We start from the raw sequence: 15,509 nt of genomic DNA, 5'->3' as shown, positions 1-15,509 counted from the left end.
ACCGCGGGGAAGGCCCGCCGCCGGGCATACTGGACGCGTGTTCGCCCTCACTTTCGACCAGCGCGCCGGACGTGAAGCCGGAGATCTGGTACCGGACCTGATGACGCGGTTGCGGTTCCACGCGGCGCTCGTACCGTTCCAGCGCTCCGTCGCCGACGAGGTGCAGGGCATCGTCGACGACCCCGCCGTCGCCGTCGACGCCGCCCTGATCGGGCTGCGGGGCGGGAACTGGTCGGTCGGCATCGGCGTCGGCCGGGTGGACGACCTGGTCTCCGACCACGTCCTGGACGCCAGCGGTCCCGCCATGGTGCACACGCGAAACGCGGCCGAGCGTTCCCTGGCCGTCACCGACCGGGTCGCCCTGTCGGTCGAGGGACTGGACGAGGAGCTGGCCGCGGAGGCCGAGGCCGTGCTCCGCCTGATCGGCCGGATCGTCGCGGTTCGCTCCGAGGCGGAATGGCGCGTGGCCGACCTGATGGTTCCGGGCGTACGGGGCCAGCAGAAAGCGATCGCTGCCGAACTGGGCGTCACCGTGCAGGCGGTCTCCCAGGCGGTGCACCGCTCCCTGCTGCCGCAGGAGTGGGCGGCCCGGCCGGCGGCCGCGCGACTGCTCGGCCTGCTGGACCGGCAGCGGGTTCTCACGTAGAGATCGCCCTCGGGAAGCCGCATCACCGAGTGTGCGAACGATGCCGTCATTCGGCGGTGAGAAGTGCGCCAACCGCACACTCGACGCCGGGCGACCCGGTTGCGCCAACCGCACACTCGACGCCGGGCGACCCGGTTGCGCCAACCGCACACTCGACGCCGGGCGACCCGGCGAGAGCTCAGCCGAGCAGCGCGCGGAGGGCGACGGCGGCGCCGTCCTCGTCGACGGTGCCGGTGATCGCGTCCGCGGCCGCCACCACCTCGGCCGGCGCCTGGCCCATGACCACGCCGTGCCCGGCCCAACCGAGCATCTCGATGTCGTTGCGGCCGTCGCCCATCGCGACCGTGAGCGCGGGGTCGACGTCCAGCCGGCAGCGCACCTGCTCCAGGGCGCTGGCCTTCGTCGTGCCCTGCGCGGCGATGTCCAGCCACGCGGTCCAGCCCACCGAGTAGGCGACACCGTGCAGGCCCGCCTGCGTGATGGCCTCGGCGAAGTCGTCCGGCGTGCTGGTCGCGCTGTACACGACGAGGCGCACGGCGGTGGTGTTCAGCAGGCGGGCGAAGTCCACGCCCTGGGCCTCGACGCCGAAGCTGGCGTCCTGGAACCGCTCGGTGGACAGGAACCGGCCAGTATCGTCCTCCAGGGCGTAGGTGGCGTTCGGCAGGATCGCGCGCAGCGCCGCCAGGGCGGGGGCGGGGTCGAAGGTGACCCGCTCGACGACCTCGAAGCCGTCGGGCAGGTCCGGGTCGACGCGGACGGTGACGCCGCCGTTGCTGCAGACGGCGAAGCCGCGCGCCAGGCCGATCCGTTCGATGACGGGCAGGGTGGCGTGCAGGGAGCGGCCGGTGGCGATGACGACGTGGTGCCCGGCGGCCACGACGTCACCGGCCGCGTCGCGGACCGCGTCGCTCATGTGCCCGTCGTGGTCGAGCAGGGTGCCGTCGACGTCGAGCGCGACGAGCCGCCGCTGCCGCACCGGGAGGGGCTGCTGGTGCTCGTTGCGGTCGGTGGTGGACAGATGCTGGAAGGACCGGTCCTCGGTGCCGGTCGTGATGCTCGTGGTCATCTTCCGATCCTGCCACGCCGCCCCGACCGTCGACAGGGCGCGGCCGGAACGGTCAGGTGACGCCCGGGTGAACAGTCCGGCGGTCAGCACCGGTCCGGCCGACGACGGGCGAGGCACCGCGAGTTCCCGAACCCGTGAGCTGGGAGGGAAACCTCAGGGACGGAGTTCGGCCAGCCCACCCAGGTAGGGCCGCAGGGCCTCCGGGACGCGGATCGAGCCGTCCGCCTGCTGATGCTGCTCGAGGATCGCCACCATCCACCGCGTGGTGGCCAGGGTGCCGTTCAGGGTGGCGACCATCCGGGTGCCGGCCTTGCTGCCGTCGGCGGCGGTGACCCGCTCCCGGATGCTCAGCCGGCGTGCCTGGAACGTCGTACAGTTCGACGTCGAGGTGACCTCGCGGTAGCGCTGCTGGCTCGGCACCCAGGCCTCGCAGTCGAACTTGCGGGCCGCGGACAGGCCCAGGTCGCCGGCGGCGATGTCGATCACCCGGTAGGCGAGCTCGCACTTGCCGAGCATCTCCTCCTCCCAGGCCAGTAGCCGCTCGTGCTCGGCGAAGGAGTCCTCCACCGTGGTGTAGGTGAACATCTCCACCTTGTTGAACTGGTGGACCCGGATGATGCCGCGGGTGTCCTTCCCGTGCGAGCCGGCCTCCCGCCGGTAGCAGGAGGACCAGCCGGCGTAGCGCAGCGGGCCCCCGGACAGGTCGACGATCTCGTCGGCGTGGTACCCGGCGATGGCGACCTCGGAGGTGCCGACCAGGTACAGGTCGTCCTTGGGCAGCTGGTAGATCTCGTCGTCGTGCTCGACGTCGAACCCGGTGCCGGCCATCGTCTCGCGCCGCACCAGGGTCGGCGTGATCATCGGGACGAAGCCGTTGGCGGCGGCCTGGTCCATCGCCATGGACAGCAGGCCCAGCTCGAGCCGGGCGATGGCGCCCTTGAGGAAGTAGAACCGGGAGCCGGAGACCTTGGCGCCGCGCTCCATGTCGATCCCGCCGAGCGCCTCCCCCAGGGTCAGGTGGTCGCGCGGCTCGAAACCCTCGGCGGCGAAGTCCCGGACCGCGCCGACCTCGCGCAGCACGGTGAAGTCCTCCTCACCGCCGGCCGGTACGCCGTCGACGACGACGTTGGGCATGGTCCGGGCGAGGCCGTCCAACTCGGCCTGCGCGGCGTCGGCGTCCGCCTGAGCGGCCTTGACCCGGCCGGCGAGCTCCTTGACCTGGACCAGCAGCTGCGCCTTCTCGTCGCCGGAGGCCTTCGCCACCCGCTTGCCGGACGCGTTCTGCTCGGCACGCAGGGACTCGTAGGAGGTGATCGCCGCCCGCCGGGAACTGTCGGCGTCGAGCATGCGCTGGACGAGGGACTCGTCCGCCCCTCGTGCGCGCTGCGACGAGGCGAAACGGTGCGGATTCTCCCGGAGCTCGTTCAGATCGATCACGGGCCCAATCCTACGGGTCGGACTCACGAGGTTGCCGTCACGGGCTGGGACGGGAACGGCTCCTTGCCGATCCCGGTTGCGGATCTGCCCTGGCTCCGGGACCTTGCCACTCGGGGGGCAGGCACACCCAGGAGGGGCCGCGGCGGATCCGGGCGTACCGGCCCGGGGCGTATCAGTAGACGGGGAGCTGGTCGAGATACGAGTGCGCGAGCTCGGCATTCGCCGGTACTCGCTGCAGCCGGTTCTCGGCGAGCAGTCGGTCAATGACCGCGCGGCCCTGGTCCCAGCGTCGGATCACGACGTGCCCGCCTTGATGGGGATCGCGACCAGGGGGCGCTCGTGCAGGTGGCGCAGGAACAGGTCGTCGCGGTCCCGCCATGCGCGACGAGACACGGGGCGCGGATTCACCTCGCGGCCGAGCGCCTCCCGGGCGACCTCGGCGGCGTCGTCCAGCGCGGTGAAGTCGACCGCGTCGCCGACGACGAGCACGTCGATGTCCTCCGGGTTCGGGCCCGATTCGCCGGAGAGTCGCGCCGCCCAGGAACCATAGACGTAGGCTTCGTCCACGCCCGGCACCGCCGCCAAGAGAGGCCCAAGGACCGCGATCGGACCGTAGGCGTAGCGGACGATCTCCGACACCGGCCGGTAGAGCGGGTGTTGCTCGTTGACTCGCAAGTAGCGATTGCGGCCGGAGACGCGAGCGAGCAGAAAGCCGGCGTCGACCATGCGGCTCAGCTCACGCGAGGCGGTCGGCAGGGTGGTCTCCGCTCGGCGGGCCAGCTCGGTCGCCGTATACTCCTCGTCGGGATTGACGTAGAGCTCCGCCAGAAGTCGACCCTGGGTGTCCGACCTCAGGATCGGAGTCAGCGCCGGCACCGACGGTTTCATAAAACGTAGGTTACCTTGCGCTTATTGCAAGCGTCAAAGCGTATCTTGTCTGTCGCGTCGACGACTCGTAGCTCGAGACCGCTGTGCCAGCGGGCGCAATTCGTCCGCACTCAGGCTCGTCCTGACCCCCTCGGACCGGATCTGGTCGTCGGCGTCCGCGAGGTCGTCGCTGACGGATGCATGACGTGTCCAATCGCCGGTCGCCGGTTCGTTTTCCGGTGACCCACCCGGGACGGCTCCCCTACGATGGTGCCGATGGCCGATCACTCCGCTGCCCTTGGCGCGTCCCCCAGCCCTGACGACCACGACGACCTGTGGGCCCTGCCGCTGGCCGAGTTCCGTCGCCGCACGGCCGGCCCCACCCCGACGCCCGGCGGCGGATCCGTCGCCTCGGTCACGGCGGCGCTCGGTGCGGGCCTCGTCCAGATGGCGGTGCACATCTCCGCTCGCAAGGCCGCCCGCGCCGCTACGGACCCGGACCACTCCCCCCGGCACGACTGGGACGGCGACGCCCGCCGCGGCCGGGCCCTCGCCGACGCCCTGGCCGACGCGGCCGCGGCCGACGTCGTCGCCTTCGAGACGCTGATGCGGGCCTACCGGATGCCCCGGGAGGGCGCGGCGGCCGCGCGGGACCGCGATCGTGCGGTGGCCGAGGCCGGCGCCGCCGCGACGGAGGTGCCGCTGCGGTTGGCGGAGACCATCACGGAGACCGTGGAGTTCGCCGGCACGGTCGTCGACCGGGTCATCGACCAGGTACGCAGCGACGTGCTGGCCGGGGTGGAGATCCTGGCCGGCGCGTTCCACGCCGCCCTGCACACCGTCGAGATCAACCTGGCCGGCCTGGCCGCGGAACCGCGCGCGGCGTTCACCGCCCGTCGGGACGCGGCGCTGGATCGGCTCGAGGCCGCGCACGGGCGGCTGCGTCCCGCGCTCTCCCACCGACCCACCGGGCCGCAGGGACCGCGGTGAACGCGACCGTCATCGACCCGGCGGAGCTCGCGGCGGACTACCGGGCCCGGATCCGCGCGGAACTGGCCGACCTGGACCACCGGGTGCGGATCGTCGGTCTGCTCGCCGAGCCGACCGGGCCGGCCGCGACCTACGCGGAGTACACCCGGCGCGGCTGCGAGTCCGTGGGAATCGACTTCGACCTGCGCCTGGTGGACCCCGCGGACGCCGAGCGGGCGATCGGCGACGCGAACGCGGACCCGGAAGCGCACGGCGTCTTCCTCTACTACCCGCTGCTCGGCCCCGACGGTGACCGCTGGCTGCGCGAGCTGGTGGACCCGCGCAAGGACGTCGAGGGGATGCACTCCTTCTGGAGCCGGTACCTCTACGAGAACCGCCGGTATCTCGACGAGGGCCGCACCCGGCCGGCGATCCTGCCGTGCACCCCGCTGGCCCTGCTCAAACTGCTGCTGCGCGCCGGCCTGGCCGGGACGGGAACGGACGCCCCACTGCAGGGCGTCACGGCGTGCGTGATCAACCGGTCCGAGATCGTGGGCCGACCCCTGTCGGCGATGCTGGCCAACGACGGCGCCGAGGTGATCTCGATCGACATCGACGGCGCCCTCCGGTTCGTCCCGGCGATCGGACGGCAGTCCCACGTCATCCAGCCGACCTCGATCAGCCGGCACGAGGCCCTGACCCGGGCCGACGTCGTCGTCACCGGGGTGCCGTCCCGCGACTTCGACCCGATCGGTCCGGACGAGATCAAGCCAGGCGCCATCTGCGCCAACTTCTCCCAGTTCCGCAACTTTGCGGACGACATCACCCGCACGGCCGGCGCGTTCATCCCGCGGGTGGGGCCGATGACGGTCGCCATGGCGATGCGCAACGCGGTGCGGCTGCACCGGACGGTCCAGTAGGAGCCGGTTCAGCGCGGTCCGGGCGCAACCCTTCGACCGCGGGCCCATCGCGCCGCGCGGATAGCATGGCCCCATGACCGAGACCCGGGTGCCGCTCGTCGCGCGTGCCGTCGCTTCCCTGACCGGCAACACCCGCGTGGCCGGACTGTCCTCTGTGCAGACGGTCCGACAACGACACACCCGGTCCGCAGTGAATGGCAGCACCACCCCGCGTCACGAAGGCACCCAGCGGGTGGCGGTGGTGATCAACCCGATCAAGGGCAACGCCGATGAGGCGCGCAGCCGCATCACCCTGATCTGCCGGGAGCAGGGCTGGGAGGATCCGTCGTTCTTCGAGACGACCGTGGAGGATGCGGGCATCCAGATGACGCACGACGCGCTGGGGAGCGATCCCGACGTCGTCATCGCCGGCGGCGGCGACGGAACGATCCGGATGGTGGCACACGCGCTGGCGGGCAGCGCCGTCCCGTTGGGCATCGTGCCGTTGGGCACGGGCAACCTGTTGGCGCGCAACCTCGACATCGACCCCGACGACTTCGTCGGCAACGTCGAGGCCGCGATCTTCGGCGAGCACCGCGCGATCGACACGTCCACCGTCCGGCTGGAGCGAGCGGACGGGTCGACCGTCGAACACACCGGCCTGGTGATGGCCGGCATCGGGTTCGACGCGGAGGTGATCGCCGGCACCCGGGACGACCTGAAGTCGAAGATCAGCTGGCTGGCGTACGGGGAGGCCGGCGTCCGGAAGCTGATCGGGCGCCGGCGTCCGGTGGAGATGGACCTCGACGCGCGGGGGCGAAAGCGGTTCCGGATGCGCAGCGTGCTGGTGGCCAACTGCGGGTTGCTGCCCGGCGGCATCGACTTCATTCCCGACGCCGTGATCGACGACGGGAACCTCAACGTCGTCATCATGGCGCCGCGGAACCTCCTGGAGTGGTTCGCCGTGCTGGGCAAGGTGGTGTTCAAGCACCGCCGCTCGCTGCCGGCCATCCGTTACTACGACACGCGGGACGCCGACATCCGCACCGAGGACGCGCTGATGACCCAGGTGGACGGCGACGAGACGGGCGACGCCGTCGCCATGCGGGTCACGGTCAACCCGGGCGCCCTGACGGTGCGGGTGCTGCCACCGAAGATGGAGAAGCAGCTCAGCCACCCCGCCTGAGCCACCCGGGAACCGTCAGTCGCCGGCGATGTCCTTGGCGCCCTCGGAGATCTGGGGCTCGTCCTCGCCGCGCGCCTGGCGGGCGATGGCCTCCTCCTCCTCGGCGAAGCGCATGTCGTTCGCCTCGTCGGCCTCGTCGCGGGCGATGTCGTCGTCCGTCCCGGAAGCGTTCGGCTCGTACTGCAGTTCCGGGTTGACGATCTGACCGTCGTCGGACCGGTCCGGGATCTCGTTCACCATGCTGGGCTCCTCACTCGCGGCCTTCACCGCGGTTCTGTCACTGACGCGCCGTGCTCGCACGGCCGGGGACCGACCAGCCTATGCCGCGACGGGCCGAGTGCCCAAGCCGACGCCGTCCCCGAACCGGTAGCACGGCCTCACCGGCCCGTCACCGAGGCGCACGTCACCGCCGCGGCGGGTCGCCGTCGCCCGTGCGGCGGGCCAGCGACCGCACCCACCGGAACGCCTCCTCGAAAGCCTGATCCCGATGGTGGCGCGCCACGGACGGGACGCTCTCGTCGGCGCGCGGGTAGGACCCGAGGAACCGGGTGGCGGGACTGATCCGGTGCAGCCCGGCGAGCGCGTCGGCCACCCGCGCATCCTCCAGGTGCCCCTCGGCGTCGATGCTGAAGAAGTAGTCGCCCAGGTAGGCGCCGGTGGGCCGCGACTCGATCCGGGACAGGTTCACTCCGCGGGTGGCGAACTGCTCGAGGATCTCCATCAGGGCGCCGGGGTGATCGTCCGGCAGCGGCACGACGATCGTGGTCTTGTCCGAACCCGTCCGCGGCGGCAGGGGCCGCGGACGGCTGACCAGCACGAACCGGGTCACCGCGCCGGACCGGTCCCCGATGTCCGCCGCCAGCACCGTCAGGCCGTACCGCTCTCCGACGACGGGGGCGCAGATCGCCGCGTCCCAGGGCCACGGCCCCGGTCCGGTCAGGGCGACGCCGGCGGCCGCCGTCGAACTCGACGGCAGGTACTCGACGTCGGGCAGGTGCTCGTCCACCCAGCCGCGGCACTGCGCGATCGCGTGGCTGTGGGTCGCGACGACGCGGACGTCCTCGAGCCGGGTACCCGGTCGGGCGAGCAGGTTGAACCGGACCGGGACGACGACCTCCCGGATGATCCGCAGCTCCTCGCTGACGGCGATGGCGTCCAGGGTCGCGGTGACGCCACCCTCCACGGAGTTCTCGATCGGCACCATGGCCGCGCCGACCTCGCCGTCGAGCACCAATTGCAGCGCGGCGTTGACGCTCGTGGCGGGCACGCGGCGGGCCTCGGCGGCCCCGGGCACGGTCAGCAGCGCCGACTCGGTGAAGGTCAGCTCGGGACCGAGGTAGGCGTAGGTCTCCCCACTCGCTCCGTCCGGGCTCACTTGACGAACGGCTCGTTCCCGGTCTCGGAGACCATGTCCCGTTCGGCGTCCATCCACGCGCCCATGCCGCCGGAGACGTTGACGGCGTCGAACCCGTTCTGGTTCAGCCATGCCGTCACCCGCGCCGACCGGCCGCCGGTGCGGCAGATGACGTGGATCTCCTCGTCGGCGGGCAGCTCGCCGTAACGCGCCATGACGTCACCGAGCGGGATGTGCGCAGCGCCGGCGATGTGGCCGGCCTCCCACTCGTCGTCCTCGCGCACGTCGAGCACGGTGGTCTGGTCGGTGATCGCGTCGACCGTGACGCTCGGCAGGGAATCCACGAGCACAGCCTAGTCCACCGTGCACCGGCGTTGCCGGTCTCAGCGACGCGGGACAATGGATGCTGGGTCCATCGTCCGACCAGCCACGAGGAGCACCCGTGTCTCACGTTCCCGGCACCGCACCGGCACCACAGGGCGATTCCGGCCGCACGGAGACCGCCGATCAGCGGGCGGACCGGAACTGGGGAGACCTGCTGCAGGAGATCCGGGTGATGCAGATCGGGGTGCAGATCATCACCGGGTTCTTGCTGACGCTGCCGTTCCAGCAGCGTTTCAGCTCGCTCGATCGCACCGGGCTGGTGCTCTACCTGGGCCTCGTGGTGCTCGCCTGCCTGACCACGGCGCTGATGCTCGCCCCGGTCAGCCCGCACCGGCTGCTGTTCCGCCGGCACCACAAGATGCTGCTGGTGACCAACGCGGACACGCTGATCAAGGTCATGGTCGGCGGCATCGCGCTGATGCTCACCGGTTGCCTGACCTTCATCGTGCACGTGGTGATCGGGCCGGTCGCCGGCTGGGTCGCCGGTGGCGCCCTCGCCGTCGTGCTGGCGCTGATCCTACTGGTGTACCCCCTGGTGGTGGGCCGGTACGCGGAACGGGAGGGTGCCGATGACGGGTGACGTGGCCGGCCGAGCCGACGCGGTCAGCGGGTCATCGCCCACCAGATGAGCAGCAGGGTGACCAGGAACCCGGTCACGTAGTTCAACCAGAGGAACGTGTGCCAGCCGGCGTTGGTGCGCTCCGCCGTCGCGTCCGTGACCGAGCGGAACCGCAGCACGTTGGCGATGTACGGCACCGCCAGCAGCGCGGCGAGCGGGCCCGGCGGCGTCGTGAACAGCAGCAGGACGCCGGCGACGGCGTACACCGCGACCGCGAACCACACCGTCGCTCGTGCGCCGATCACCGTGGCCACCGACCCCAGGCCCGCTTCCCGGTCCGGCCCGATGTCCTGCACCGCTCCGAACGCCTGACTGGCCACCCCCCAGCAGAAGAACCCGAGCGCGAGGGCGACGAGGGAGGGCGTCCAGGTCGCGTGCGCCACGGTCAGGCCGAACACCGCCGGCGAGACGAAATGGGTGCTGGAGGTCAGCGAGTCGACGAACGCCCGTTCCTTGAACCGCAGCCGGGGCGCGCTGTAGGCGAGCACCGCGAACAGGCTCACGGTCAGCACGAGCGCGGCCACCGGACCGGACACCGCGTACAGGTAGACGACGAACGGCAGGCAGGTCAGCGCGGCCGCCCACAGGGTCGCCCGGTGGACGCCGGGATCGAGGACGGCACCCTCCACCCCGCCCTTGCGGGGGTTGCGGGCATCGCTCTCGTAGTCGAACACGTCGTTGATGCCGTACATCGCCAGGTTGTAGGGGATCAGGAAGAACAGGGTGCCGACGACGGCGGTCCCGTCGATCCGCCCGGCGGTGAGCAGATACGCGGCCGCGAACGGATAGGCGGTGTTGACCCAGGACAGGGGCCGGGAGGAGGCGAGCAACCGACGGGGCAGCACGGCGACGGCGCTCATCGACGGCCCGGCTCTCGACCCGGTTGCCTGCGGCGATCCCTCCGTGACCCCAGCAGCCGCCACACCGCGGGCAGCACGAGCACCGCCCCGACGACGTAGGCGAGGTCCTCGACGGGTGCGAGCCCGGCGTACAGCCCGCTGATCCGCGCCGGGTCGTAGGCGACCAACCCGACGCCGACGATGATCGAGTCGAACCCGGTGGCCAGGACCAGCAGGATCACCAGGGTCGCGAATGCGGCGGACAGCCGCGGGTGGCGGCGGATCCACGGCCGGCGGGCGGCGCGTGACCGGCCGGCAGGGGCGTCGTCGGTGCGCCGGCCGGCGATCCGGTGGGCGACCAGCGCGAACACGCCGGCGACCACCAGGAAGGCGAGGTTCAGTACGGTGTAGGTCATCGCCCCGGCTCCACCCGGTGACCGTGTCGATCGTCAGGAGAGCCGGCGGGACCGGCGGGACCGGCGGGACCGGCGGGACCGGCGGATGCGCGGCCCGTGGCCAGCAGCCGGGTGCCGAGCACCCACAGGTTCATGGTCAGCCAGCACAAGAACGTCAGGAACAGCAGTTCCTCGACCGGGAACTCGGGCCCGAGCACGATCCCACTCAGGTACGGTCCCTCGCCCCGGAAGAAGACGCCGAGGCCGATGCCGGCGGCGTCCCACCCGATGAAGAAGGCGACCCCGGCGAGCAGGGTCAGCAGCGCCCGTCCCGGTTGACCGGAGAAGACGAACAGTCGCCAACGCGCGTCCACCGCAGCCATCGACGCGAGTCCCGCCAGCAGGCAGGCCCCGTACAGCAGTCCGGTCATCGACGCCGCACCCGGAACGAGCCGGGGCCGAGCGGTTCCCGCAGCGGCACCGTGGACACGTCCCCGTGCAGCCGCTTGACCAGGTTCTCCGCGCTGATCAGGCACATCGGCAGGCCCACACCGGGCTGGGTGCTCGACCCGCAGTAGGACAGGCCGGCCACGCGGGAGCTGACGACCGGCCCGCGCAGGAACGCACTCTGCCGCAGCGTGTGCGCGGGGCCGAGCGACGTCCCGCTCCAGGCGTTCAGGTCGGCGGCGAAGTCGCCGGGCCCGATCACCCGGCGCACGACGATCCGCTCCGCGAGGTCGGGCACGTCCAGGTCGGTGGCCAGCTGGGCGATCACCCGGTCCGCGGCGGCCTCCAGGTCGGGGTCCCCGGCGCCGTCGATCCCGCCGCGGCCGATGCCGGGGTCGGCGGGCACCGGCACCAGCACGAACAGGTTCTCGTGGCCGGGCGGCGCCGCCGTCGGGTCGGTGGCCGACGTCCGGGACACGTACATCGAGGCGGGGTCGGGGACGTGCCGGTCGCGGCCGAAGATGGCGGCGAAGTTGGCGTCCCAGTCCTCGGTGAACACCAGGGTGTGGTGCGCCAGCTGCGGCAGTTCGCCGCGCACACCGAGCAGCAGCAGGATGGCACCGGGGCCGGGCAGACGGCGCCGCCAGGACGGTTCGGGCAGGGTCTGCAGGGCCCGCGGCAGCAGCGTCGTCTCGGTGTGGTGCAGATCCGCCGCGCTGATCACGGCGTCCGCGGCGAGCCGGTGCTCCACGCCGTCCGCGGTCCGGTACCGCACCCCGGTGACCCGGTGCCGGCGCCGGCCCCCGGTGGGCTCGGTGGTGATCTCGGTGACCGTGGCACCGGTCCGGATCCGGGCACCGGCCTGCCGACTGAGCCGCTCGACGGCGTCGATCAGCGCGGCGAAGCCGCCCCGCGGGTAGAAGACGCCGTCCTGCAGGTCCAGGTGGGAGAGCAGGTGGTAGAGGCTGGGCGTCCGGTCCGGCGCGGAGGCGAGGAACACCGCGGGGTAGCCCAGCAGCTGCCGCAGCCGGCGATCGGTGACGGTGCGGGCGGCGCGGCGCTGCAGCGACTCCGTCAGCAACCGGGCCAGCCGGGGCAGGCCGGCGAGCACCTCCCGGTTCAGCAGCGGCCGGAACGAGGCGTACGACGTGTACAGGAAGTGGGCCAGCGCCATCCGGTACGCGTCGGCGGCGGAGTCCAGGTACCGGCCCAGGCGCGCCCCGGCCCCGGGCTCGTACGCCTCGAACAGCGCCATCGCCCGTTCCCGGCCGGCGGGCACGTCCGCGGGCGGACCGCCGTCCCGGAAGTACACCCGGTAACCGGGGTCCAGACGTTCGAGGTCCAGTTCGGCGGCGGCACTCGAGCCCATCAGCGCGAACCAGTGGTCGAACACGTCCGGCATCAGGTACCAGGAGGGGCCCGTGTCGAACCGGAATCCGGCCGCGGACCACCGGCCGGCCCTGCCGCCGACGTCGTCCTGCTGTTCCAGCACCGTGACCTCGTGACCCAACCGGGCGAGCATCCCGGCGACGGCCAGGCCGCTGATGCCGCCGCCGATGACGGCGACCCGCCGGGACGCGCCGGCGGTGGCCTCGTGCACGGCCGCGTCACCAACGGCAGGGTCCTTCGCGGCAGGGTCGCCACTAGCGGCATCGTCGGAGGCCATGTCGTGCACGGCCCGGGCCGCGTCCGCCTCGGCGGTGGTCATCAGGCCCAGCCCCGGCCGCCCCGGCGGGCACCGAGCACGGCACCGGCGACGATCCGCGCCTTCCGGCCGGTCGGGACGCTGACCCGGGTGGTGAGCAGATCGGCGGCGGGGGTGCGACGCAGCCGGGCGTTCAGTTCGGCGAACAGGTCGTGGGCCGCGAGCACCGCGGCACGGGCGCCGGAGGGGAGCCGGCCGATCACCGCGCGGGCCGCCGCCAGGTCGGCGTCGATGTCCGCCACCAGGCGGCGCTTCTCGGTCTCGGTCAACTGCGCGGGATCCACGCCCGGGAAGTAGCGGCGCCCGAGGGTCTGCACGTCCGCCCCGACGTCGCGCAGGAAGTTGACCTTCTGGAACGCGGCACCCAGCCGGCGCGCTCCGGCATCCAACACGCTGAGCTCGACCGGCTGGACCGGCGCGCCGTCGAAGAACGCGCGCAGGCACATCTGCCCCACCACCTCGGCCGAGCCGTGCACATAGGCGTCGAAGCTGGTCGGGTCGTGCTCGGAGCGCTGCGCGTCGGTGCGCATCGAGGCGAAGAACGGGCGGGTCAACTCGGGGCCGATGCCGGTGCGCCGAGCGGTCACGGCGAAAGCGTGCACGACGACGTTGGCGCTGTACCCGGACCGCAGCGCGGCCTCGGTCTGGGCCTCCAGTTCGTCCAGGGCGGCGAGGACGGCCGCGTCGTCGAGTCCGTGCCCGGCGCCGACCCCGTCCACCGCTTCGTCGGCCACCCGGACCAGGGCGTAGATGTTGCGCACGTGCCGCCGCAGCGGCGGGGCCAGCAGCCGGCTGGCGGCACCGAACGACGTCGAGTAGCGGCCGATCACGACGGCGGCGGCCCGCTGCGCGACGTCGTCGTACCGGGCGGAGGAATCCCGCAGCCCCCGGTCCGCCGCCCGCGGTGCGCGTGACGCGGCCGGGGGCGCGGAGTGGTTCCGGTCGGCACCGGGGGGTCGGGCCGTCACCGGACGCGATCGACCGCGGCGTCGATCAGCACCCCCAGGTCCGCGCGCAGGGCGACCGGCAGCGACGAGCCGGCGACGGCGTCGCGGGCCCGCTCCGCGTACTCCCGCGCCATGGTCTGCACGTAGGCACGGGCGCCGCTGGCCACCAGGAAGTCGCGGAGCGTCTCCACGTCCGTGCGGGAGCCGGCACCCGTCAACAACGGGGCGACGGACGGCCACCCGGGCTGGCGCACCGCGTGCGAGAGCAGCAGGGTGTGCTTGATCGCGGTGAGGTCCCCCGTCGTCGTCTTGCCGGTGGCGGACTCGTGACCGAACACGCCGAGCAGGTCGTCGACGAGCTGGTACGCGGTACCGATGTCCTGCCCCACCCGGCACAGCAGTTGCCGTTCCTCGGCGGGCGCGCCGGCGAGCACCGCCCCGGCCTGCAGCGGCACATCGAACGAGTAGATCGCCGTCTTCAGCAGCGCGGTCTGCAGCACGACCTCGGCGCTCGGCACGCGCAGGTGGCCGGAGTACTCGACGTCCAGCAGCTCCCCCGCCGCGGCGGAGTGCACCGCGGCGTCCATCAGGTCCAGCAGCACCGGCAGCTGCCGGGCCCGCGTCGACGCCACCAGCCGATAGGCCGCGGCGAGCGCCACGTCCCCGGCGATGATGGCGGCAGCCTGGCCCCGCTCGTTGGCCGCCGCCGCGTCGAAGCCGTCGGCGGCGGCGCGACGCCGGTAGATGCCCGCGACGTTCGGCTTGCCGCGGCGCACGAAGTCGTGGTCGATCACGTCGTCGTGGGTCACCAGCGCGGTGTGCAGCAGTTCGAGGGCCGCGGCGGTGACGACGGCGGGGTCCTCGGGCGACCAACCGGCGCCGTCGCTCGTGCCGGCGGGTCCGCCGCCGTACCCGTCGACCACCGAGAGCAGCAGCCGGGGCCGGATCCGCTTACCGCCCGTGGCCGAGGAGGCGAGCGCGTCCCACAGCTGCCCGACCGTGGCGGGCAGGCCCGAGGTACCGGCCCGGCCGCGGGCGAAGAACCCGGTCAGGACCACGTCGACCGCGTCGAGGAACTGCGTCTCACTCGACTCCGTGAGCACCGTCATGGACCCATTCAACCCCATGTCTCTCGAATACCGAGAAGGCGATCTAGGATCGGGGCCATGGACATTCCCGCCGACGCGTGCTCCCCGCCAGCAGCGGCGGAGCTGGTGGTGCTGCTCGACGAGGATCGCCGCCCGTCCGGGGTGGCCCGCAAGGCCGCGATCCACACCCGGGACACGCCCCTGCACCTGGCCTTCTCCTGCTGGTTGTTCGACGTCGACGGGAAGGTGCTGCTGACCCGGCGGGCGCTGGGCAAGGTGGCCTGGCCGGGCGTGTGGACCAACGCGTTCTGCGGGCACCCTGCGCCGGGCGAAGCCGTCAGCGACGCCGTGCGCCGCCGGGCGGAGCACGAGCTCGGCGCCGCCGTCACGGATCTGGAACCGGTGCTGCCGGATTTCGCCTACCGGGCCGTCGACGCGAGCCGAATCGTCGAGCACGAGGTGTGCCCGGTCTACACCGCGGTGCTGGCCGGGCGGTTCGATCCCCGTCCGGACGAGGTGATGGACGTGGCGTGGCTCGATCCGGTCCGGCTGCTCGATGCCGTCGCGGCCGCGCCGTTCGTGTTCAGCCCCTGGCTGGTGGAGCAGGCTCCGCTGCTCGCGGCCGCGCGGCCGGCTCGGTTCGCGCCGGTCACCCGCTGAC

The 15,509-nt window shown here is 72.5% G+C and carries 19 protein-coding genes; 6 read left to right on the top strand and 13 right to left on the bottom strand.

What is annotated here, in order from left to right; all coding sequences use genetic code 11:
* The first annotated feature begins 37 nt into the window (after positions 1-37).
* A complete protein-coding gene (locus BKD30_RS05940; protein ID WP_076703147.1) occupies positions 38-646 on the top strand; it encodes a hypothetical protein in 609 nt (202 codons plus the stop codon).
* 178 nt (positions 647-824) lie between these two features.
* On the opposite strand, the gene BKD30_RS05935 is transcribed toward BKD30_RS05940, so the two are convergent.
* From BKD30_RS05935 to BKD30_RS05925, 4 genes are all read right to left on the bottom strand, one after another.
* Positions 825-1,712 carry an HAD family hydrolase gene (locus BKD30_RS05935; RefSeq protein ID WP_083956066.1) on the bottom strand — a complete coding sequence of 296 codons (888 nt, stop codon included), beginning with the start codon at positions 1,710-1,712 and terminating at the stop codon, positions 825-827.
* Between the two features lie 153 nt (positions 1,713-1,865).
* A complete protein-coding gene (gene serS / locus BKD30_RS05930) occupies positions 1,866-3,149 on the bottom strand; it encodes a serine--tRNA ligase (protein ID WP_076703145.1) in 1,284 nt (427 codons plus the stop codon).
* Between the two features lie 172 nt (positions 3,150-3,321).
* Complete coding sequence (locus tag BKD30_RS16835) at positions 3,322-3,447, bottom strand: hypothetical protein (protein WP_268874367.1); 126 nt, start codon at positions 3,445-3,447, stop codon at positions 3,322-3,324.
* Positions 3,444-4,037 carry a winged helix-turn-helix domain-containing protein gene (locus BKD30_RS05925; protein ID WP_076703143.1) on the bottom strand — a complete coding sequence of 198 codons (594 nt, stop codon included), beginning with the start codon at positions 4,035-4,037 and terminating at the stop codon, positions 3,444-3,446. The genes BKD30_RS16835 and BKD30_RS05925 overlap by 4 nt, the downstream gene beginning before the upstream one ends.
* Before the next feature lie 255 nt (positions 4,038-4,292).
* Here BKD30_RS05925 and BKD30_RS05920 point away from each other — a divergent pair, with 255 nt between their 5' ends.
* From BKD30_RS05920 to BKD30_RS05910, 3 genes are all read left to right on the top strand, one after another.
* Positions 4,293-5,006 carry a cyclodeaminase/cyclohydrolase family protein gene (locus tag BKD30_RS05920; RefSeq protein ID WP_076703141.1) on the top strand — a complete coding sequence of 238 codons (714 nt, stop codon included), beginning with the start codon at positions 4,293-4,295 and terminating at the stop codon, positions 5,004-5,006.
* On the top strand, positions 5,003-5,905 hold the full coding sequence (locus BKD30_RS05915; RefSeq protein WP_076703139.1) for a bifunctional methylenetetrahydrofolate dehydrogenase/methenyltetrahydrofolate cyclohydrolase: 903 nt from the start codon (positions 5,003-5,005) through the stop codon (positions 5,903-5,905). Before BKD30_RS05920 ends, BKD30_RS05915 begins: the two co-directional genes overlap by 4 nt.
* A gap of 73 nt (positions 5,906-5,978) precedes the next feature.
* The gene (locus tag BKD30_RS05910; RefSeq protein ID WP_076703137.1) at positions 5,979-7,070 is read left to right on the top strand and encodes a diacylglycerol/lipid kinase family protein; all 1,092 of its coding nucleotides are present in this window, start codon (positions 5,979-5,981) and stop codon (positions 7,068-7,070) included.
* A 15-nt stretch (positions 7,071-7,085) separates the two neighbouring features.
* Here BKD30_RS05910 and BKD30_RS05905 read toward each other — a convergent pair whose 3' ends face one another.
* The 3 genes from BKD30_RS05905 to BKD30_RS05895 form a co-directional block, all read right to left on the bottom strand.
* Complete coding sequence (locus tag BKD30_RS05905) at positions 7,086-7,310, bottom strand: hypothetical protein (protein ID WP_076703135.1); 225 nt, start codon at positions 7,308-7,310, stop codon at positions 7,086-7,088.
* Between the two features lie 163 nt (positions 7,311-7,473).
* Entirely contained in the window at positions 7,474-8,445 is a 972-nt protein-coding gene (gene pheA / locus BKD30_RS05900; protein ID WP_076703133.1) for a prephenate dehydratase, read from the bottom strand.
* Entirely contained in the window at positions 8,442-8,768 is a 327-nt protein-coding gene (locus BKD30_RS05895) for a rhodanese-like domain-containing protein (protein WP_218189259.1), read from the bottom strand. The genes pheA and BKD30_RS05895 overlap by 4 nt, the downstream gene beginning before the upstream one ends.
* A gap of 98 nt (positions 8,769-8,866) precedes the next feature.
* Here BKD30_RS05895 and BKD30_RS05890 point away from each other — a divergent pair, with 98 nt between their 5' ends.
* Positions 8,867-9,388, top strand: coding sequence for a DUF6328 family protein (locus BKD30_RS05890; protein WP_076703129.1), 522 nt, complete (start codon positions 8,867-8,869; stop codon positions 9,386-9,388).
* 23 nt (positions 9,389-9,411) lie between these two features.
* Here the strand turns inward: BKD30_RS05890 and BKD30_RS05885 are convergent, their stop codons facing one another.
* Genes BKD30_RS05885 through BKD30_RS05860 form a run of 6 tightly spaced genes read right to left on the bottom strand, consistent with a single transcriptional unit; the run spans position 9,412 to position 14,869 of the window.
* Positions 9,412-10,287, bottom strand: a complete 876-nt coding sequence (locus tag BKD30_RS05885) for a prenyltransferase (protein WP_076703127.1) — start codon at positions 10,285-10,287, stop codon at positions 9,412-9,414.
* Positions 10,284-10,682 carry a lycopene cyclase domain-containing protein gene (locus BKD30_RS05880; RefSeq protein WP_076703126.1) on the bottom strand — a complete coding sequence of 133 codons (399 nt, stop codon included), beginning with the start codon at positions 10,680-10,682 and terminating at the stop codon, positions 10,284-10,286. Before BKD30_RS05880 ends, BKD30_RS05885 begins: the two co-directional genes overlap by 4 nt.
* Positions 10,679-11,092 (bottom strand): lycopene cyclase domain-containing protein, encoded by a 414-nt coding sequence (locus BKD30_RS05875; protein WP_076703125.1) that lies wholly within the window; start codon positions 11,090-11,092, stop codon positions 10,679-10,681. The genes BKD30_RS05880 and BKD30_RS05875 overlap by 4 nt, the downstream gene beginning before the upstream one ends.
* Positions 11,089-12,816 carry a phytoene desaturase family protein gene (gene crtI, locus BKD30_RS16085; RefSeq protein WP_235861515.1) on the bottom strand — a complete coding sequence of 576 codons (1,728 nt, stop codon included), beginning with the start codon at positions 12,814-12,816 and terminating at the stop codon, positions 11,089-11,091. Before crtI ends, BKD30_RS05875 begins: the two co-directional genes overlap by 4 nt.
* Complete coding sequence (locus BKD30_RS16080) at positions 12,816-13,781, bottom strand: phytoene/squalene synthase family protein (RefSeq protein ID WP_235861513.1); 966 nt, start codon at positions 13,779-13,781, stop codon at positions 12,816-12,818. The genes crtI and BKD30_RS16080 overlap by 1 nt, the downstream gene beginning before the upstream one ends.
* A complete protein-coding gene (locus tag BKD30_RS05860) occupies positions 13,778-14,869 on the bottom strand; it encodes a polyprenyl synthetase family protein (protein WP_076703123.1) in 1,092 nt (363 codons plus the stop codon). Before BKD30_RS05860 ends, BKD30_RS16080 begins: the two co-directional genes overlap by 4 nt.
* 57 nt (positions 14,870-14,926) lie before the next feature.
* On the opposite strand from BKD30_RS05860, the gene idi reads away from it, so the two are divergent.
* Entirely contained in the window at positions 14,927-15,508 is a 582-nt protein-coding gene (gene idi, locus BKD30_RS05855) for an isopentenyl-diphosphate Delta-isomerase (RefSeq protein ID WP_076703121.1), read from the top strand.
* The last annotated feature ends 1 nt before the right edge of the window (position 15,509 follow it).

Source organism: Tersicoccus phoenicis (assembly GCF_001968835.1).
Classification (GTDB): domain Bacteria; phylum Actinomycetota; class Actinomycetes; order Actinomycetales; family Micrococcaceae; genus Tersicoccus; species Tersicoccus phoenicis.
The sequence above is the reverse complement of the archived record's forward strand: the minus strand, read 5'-3'. Positions and strand labels throughout refer to the sequence as shown.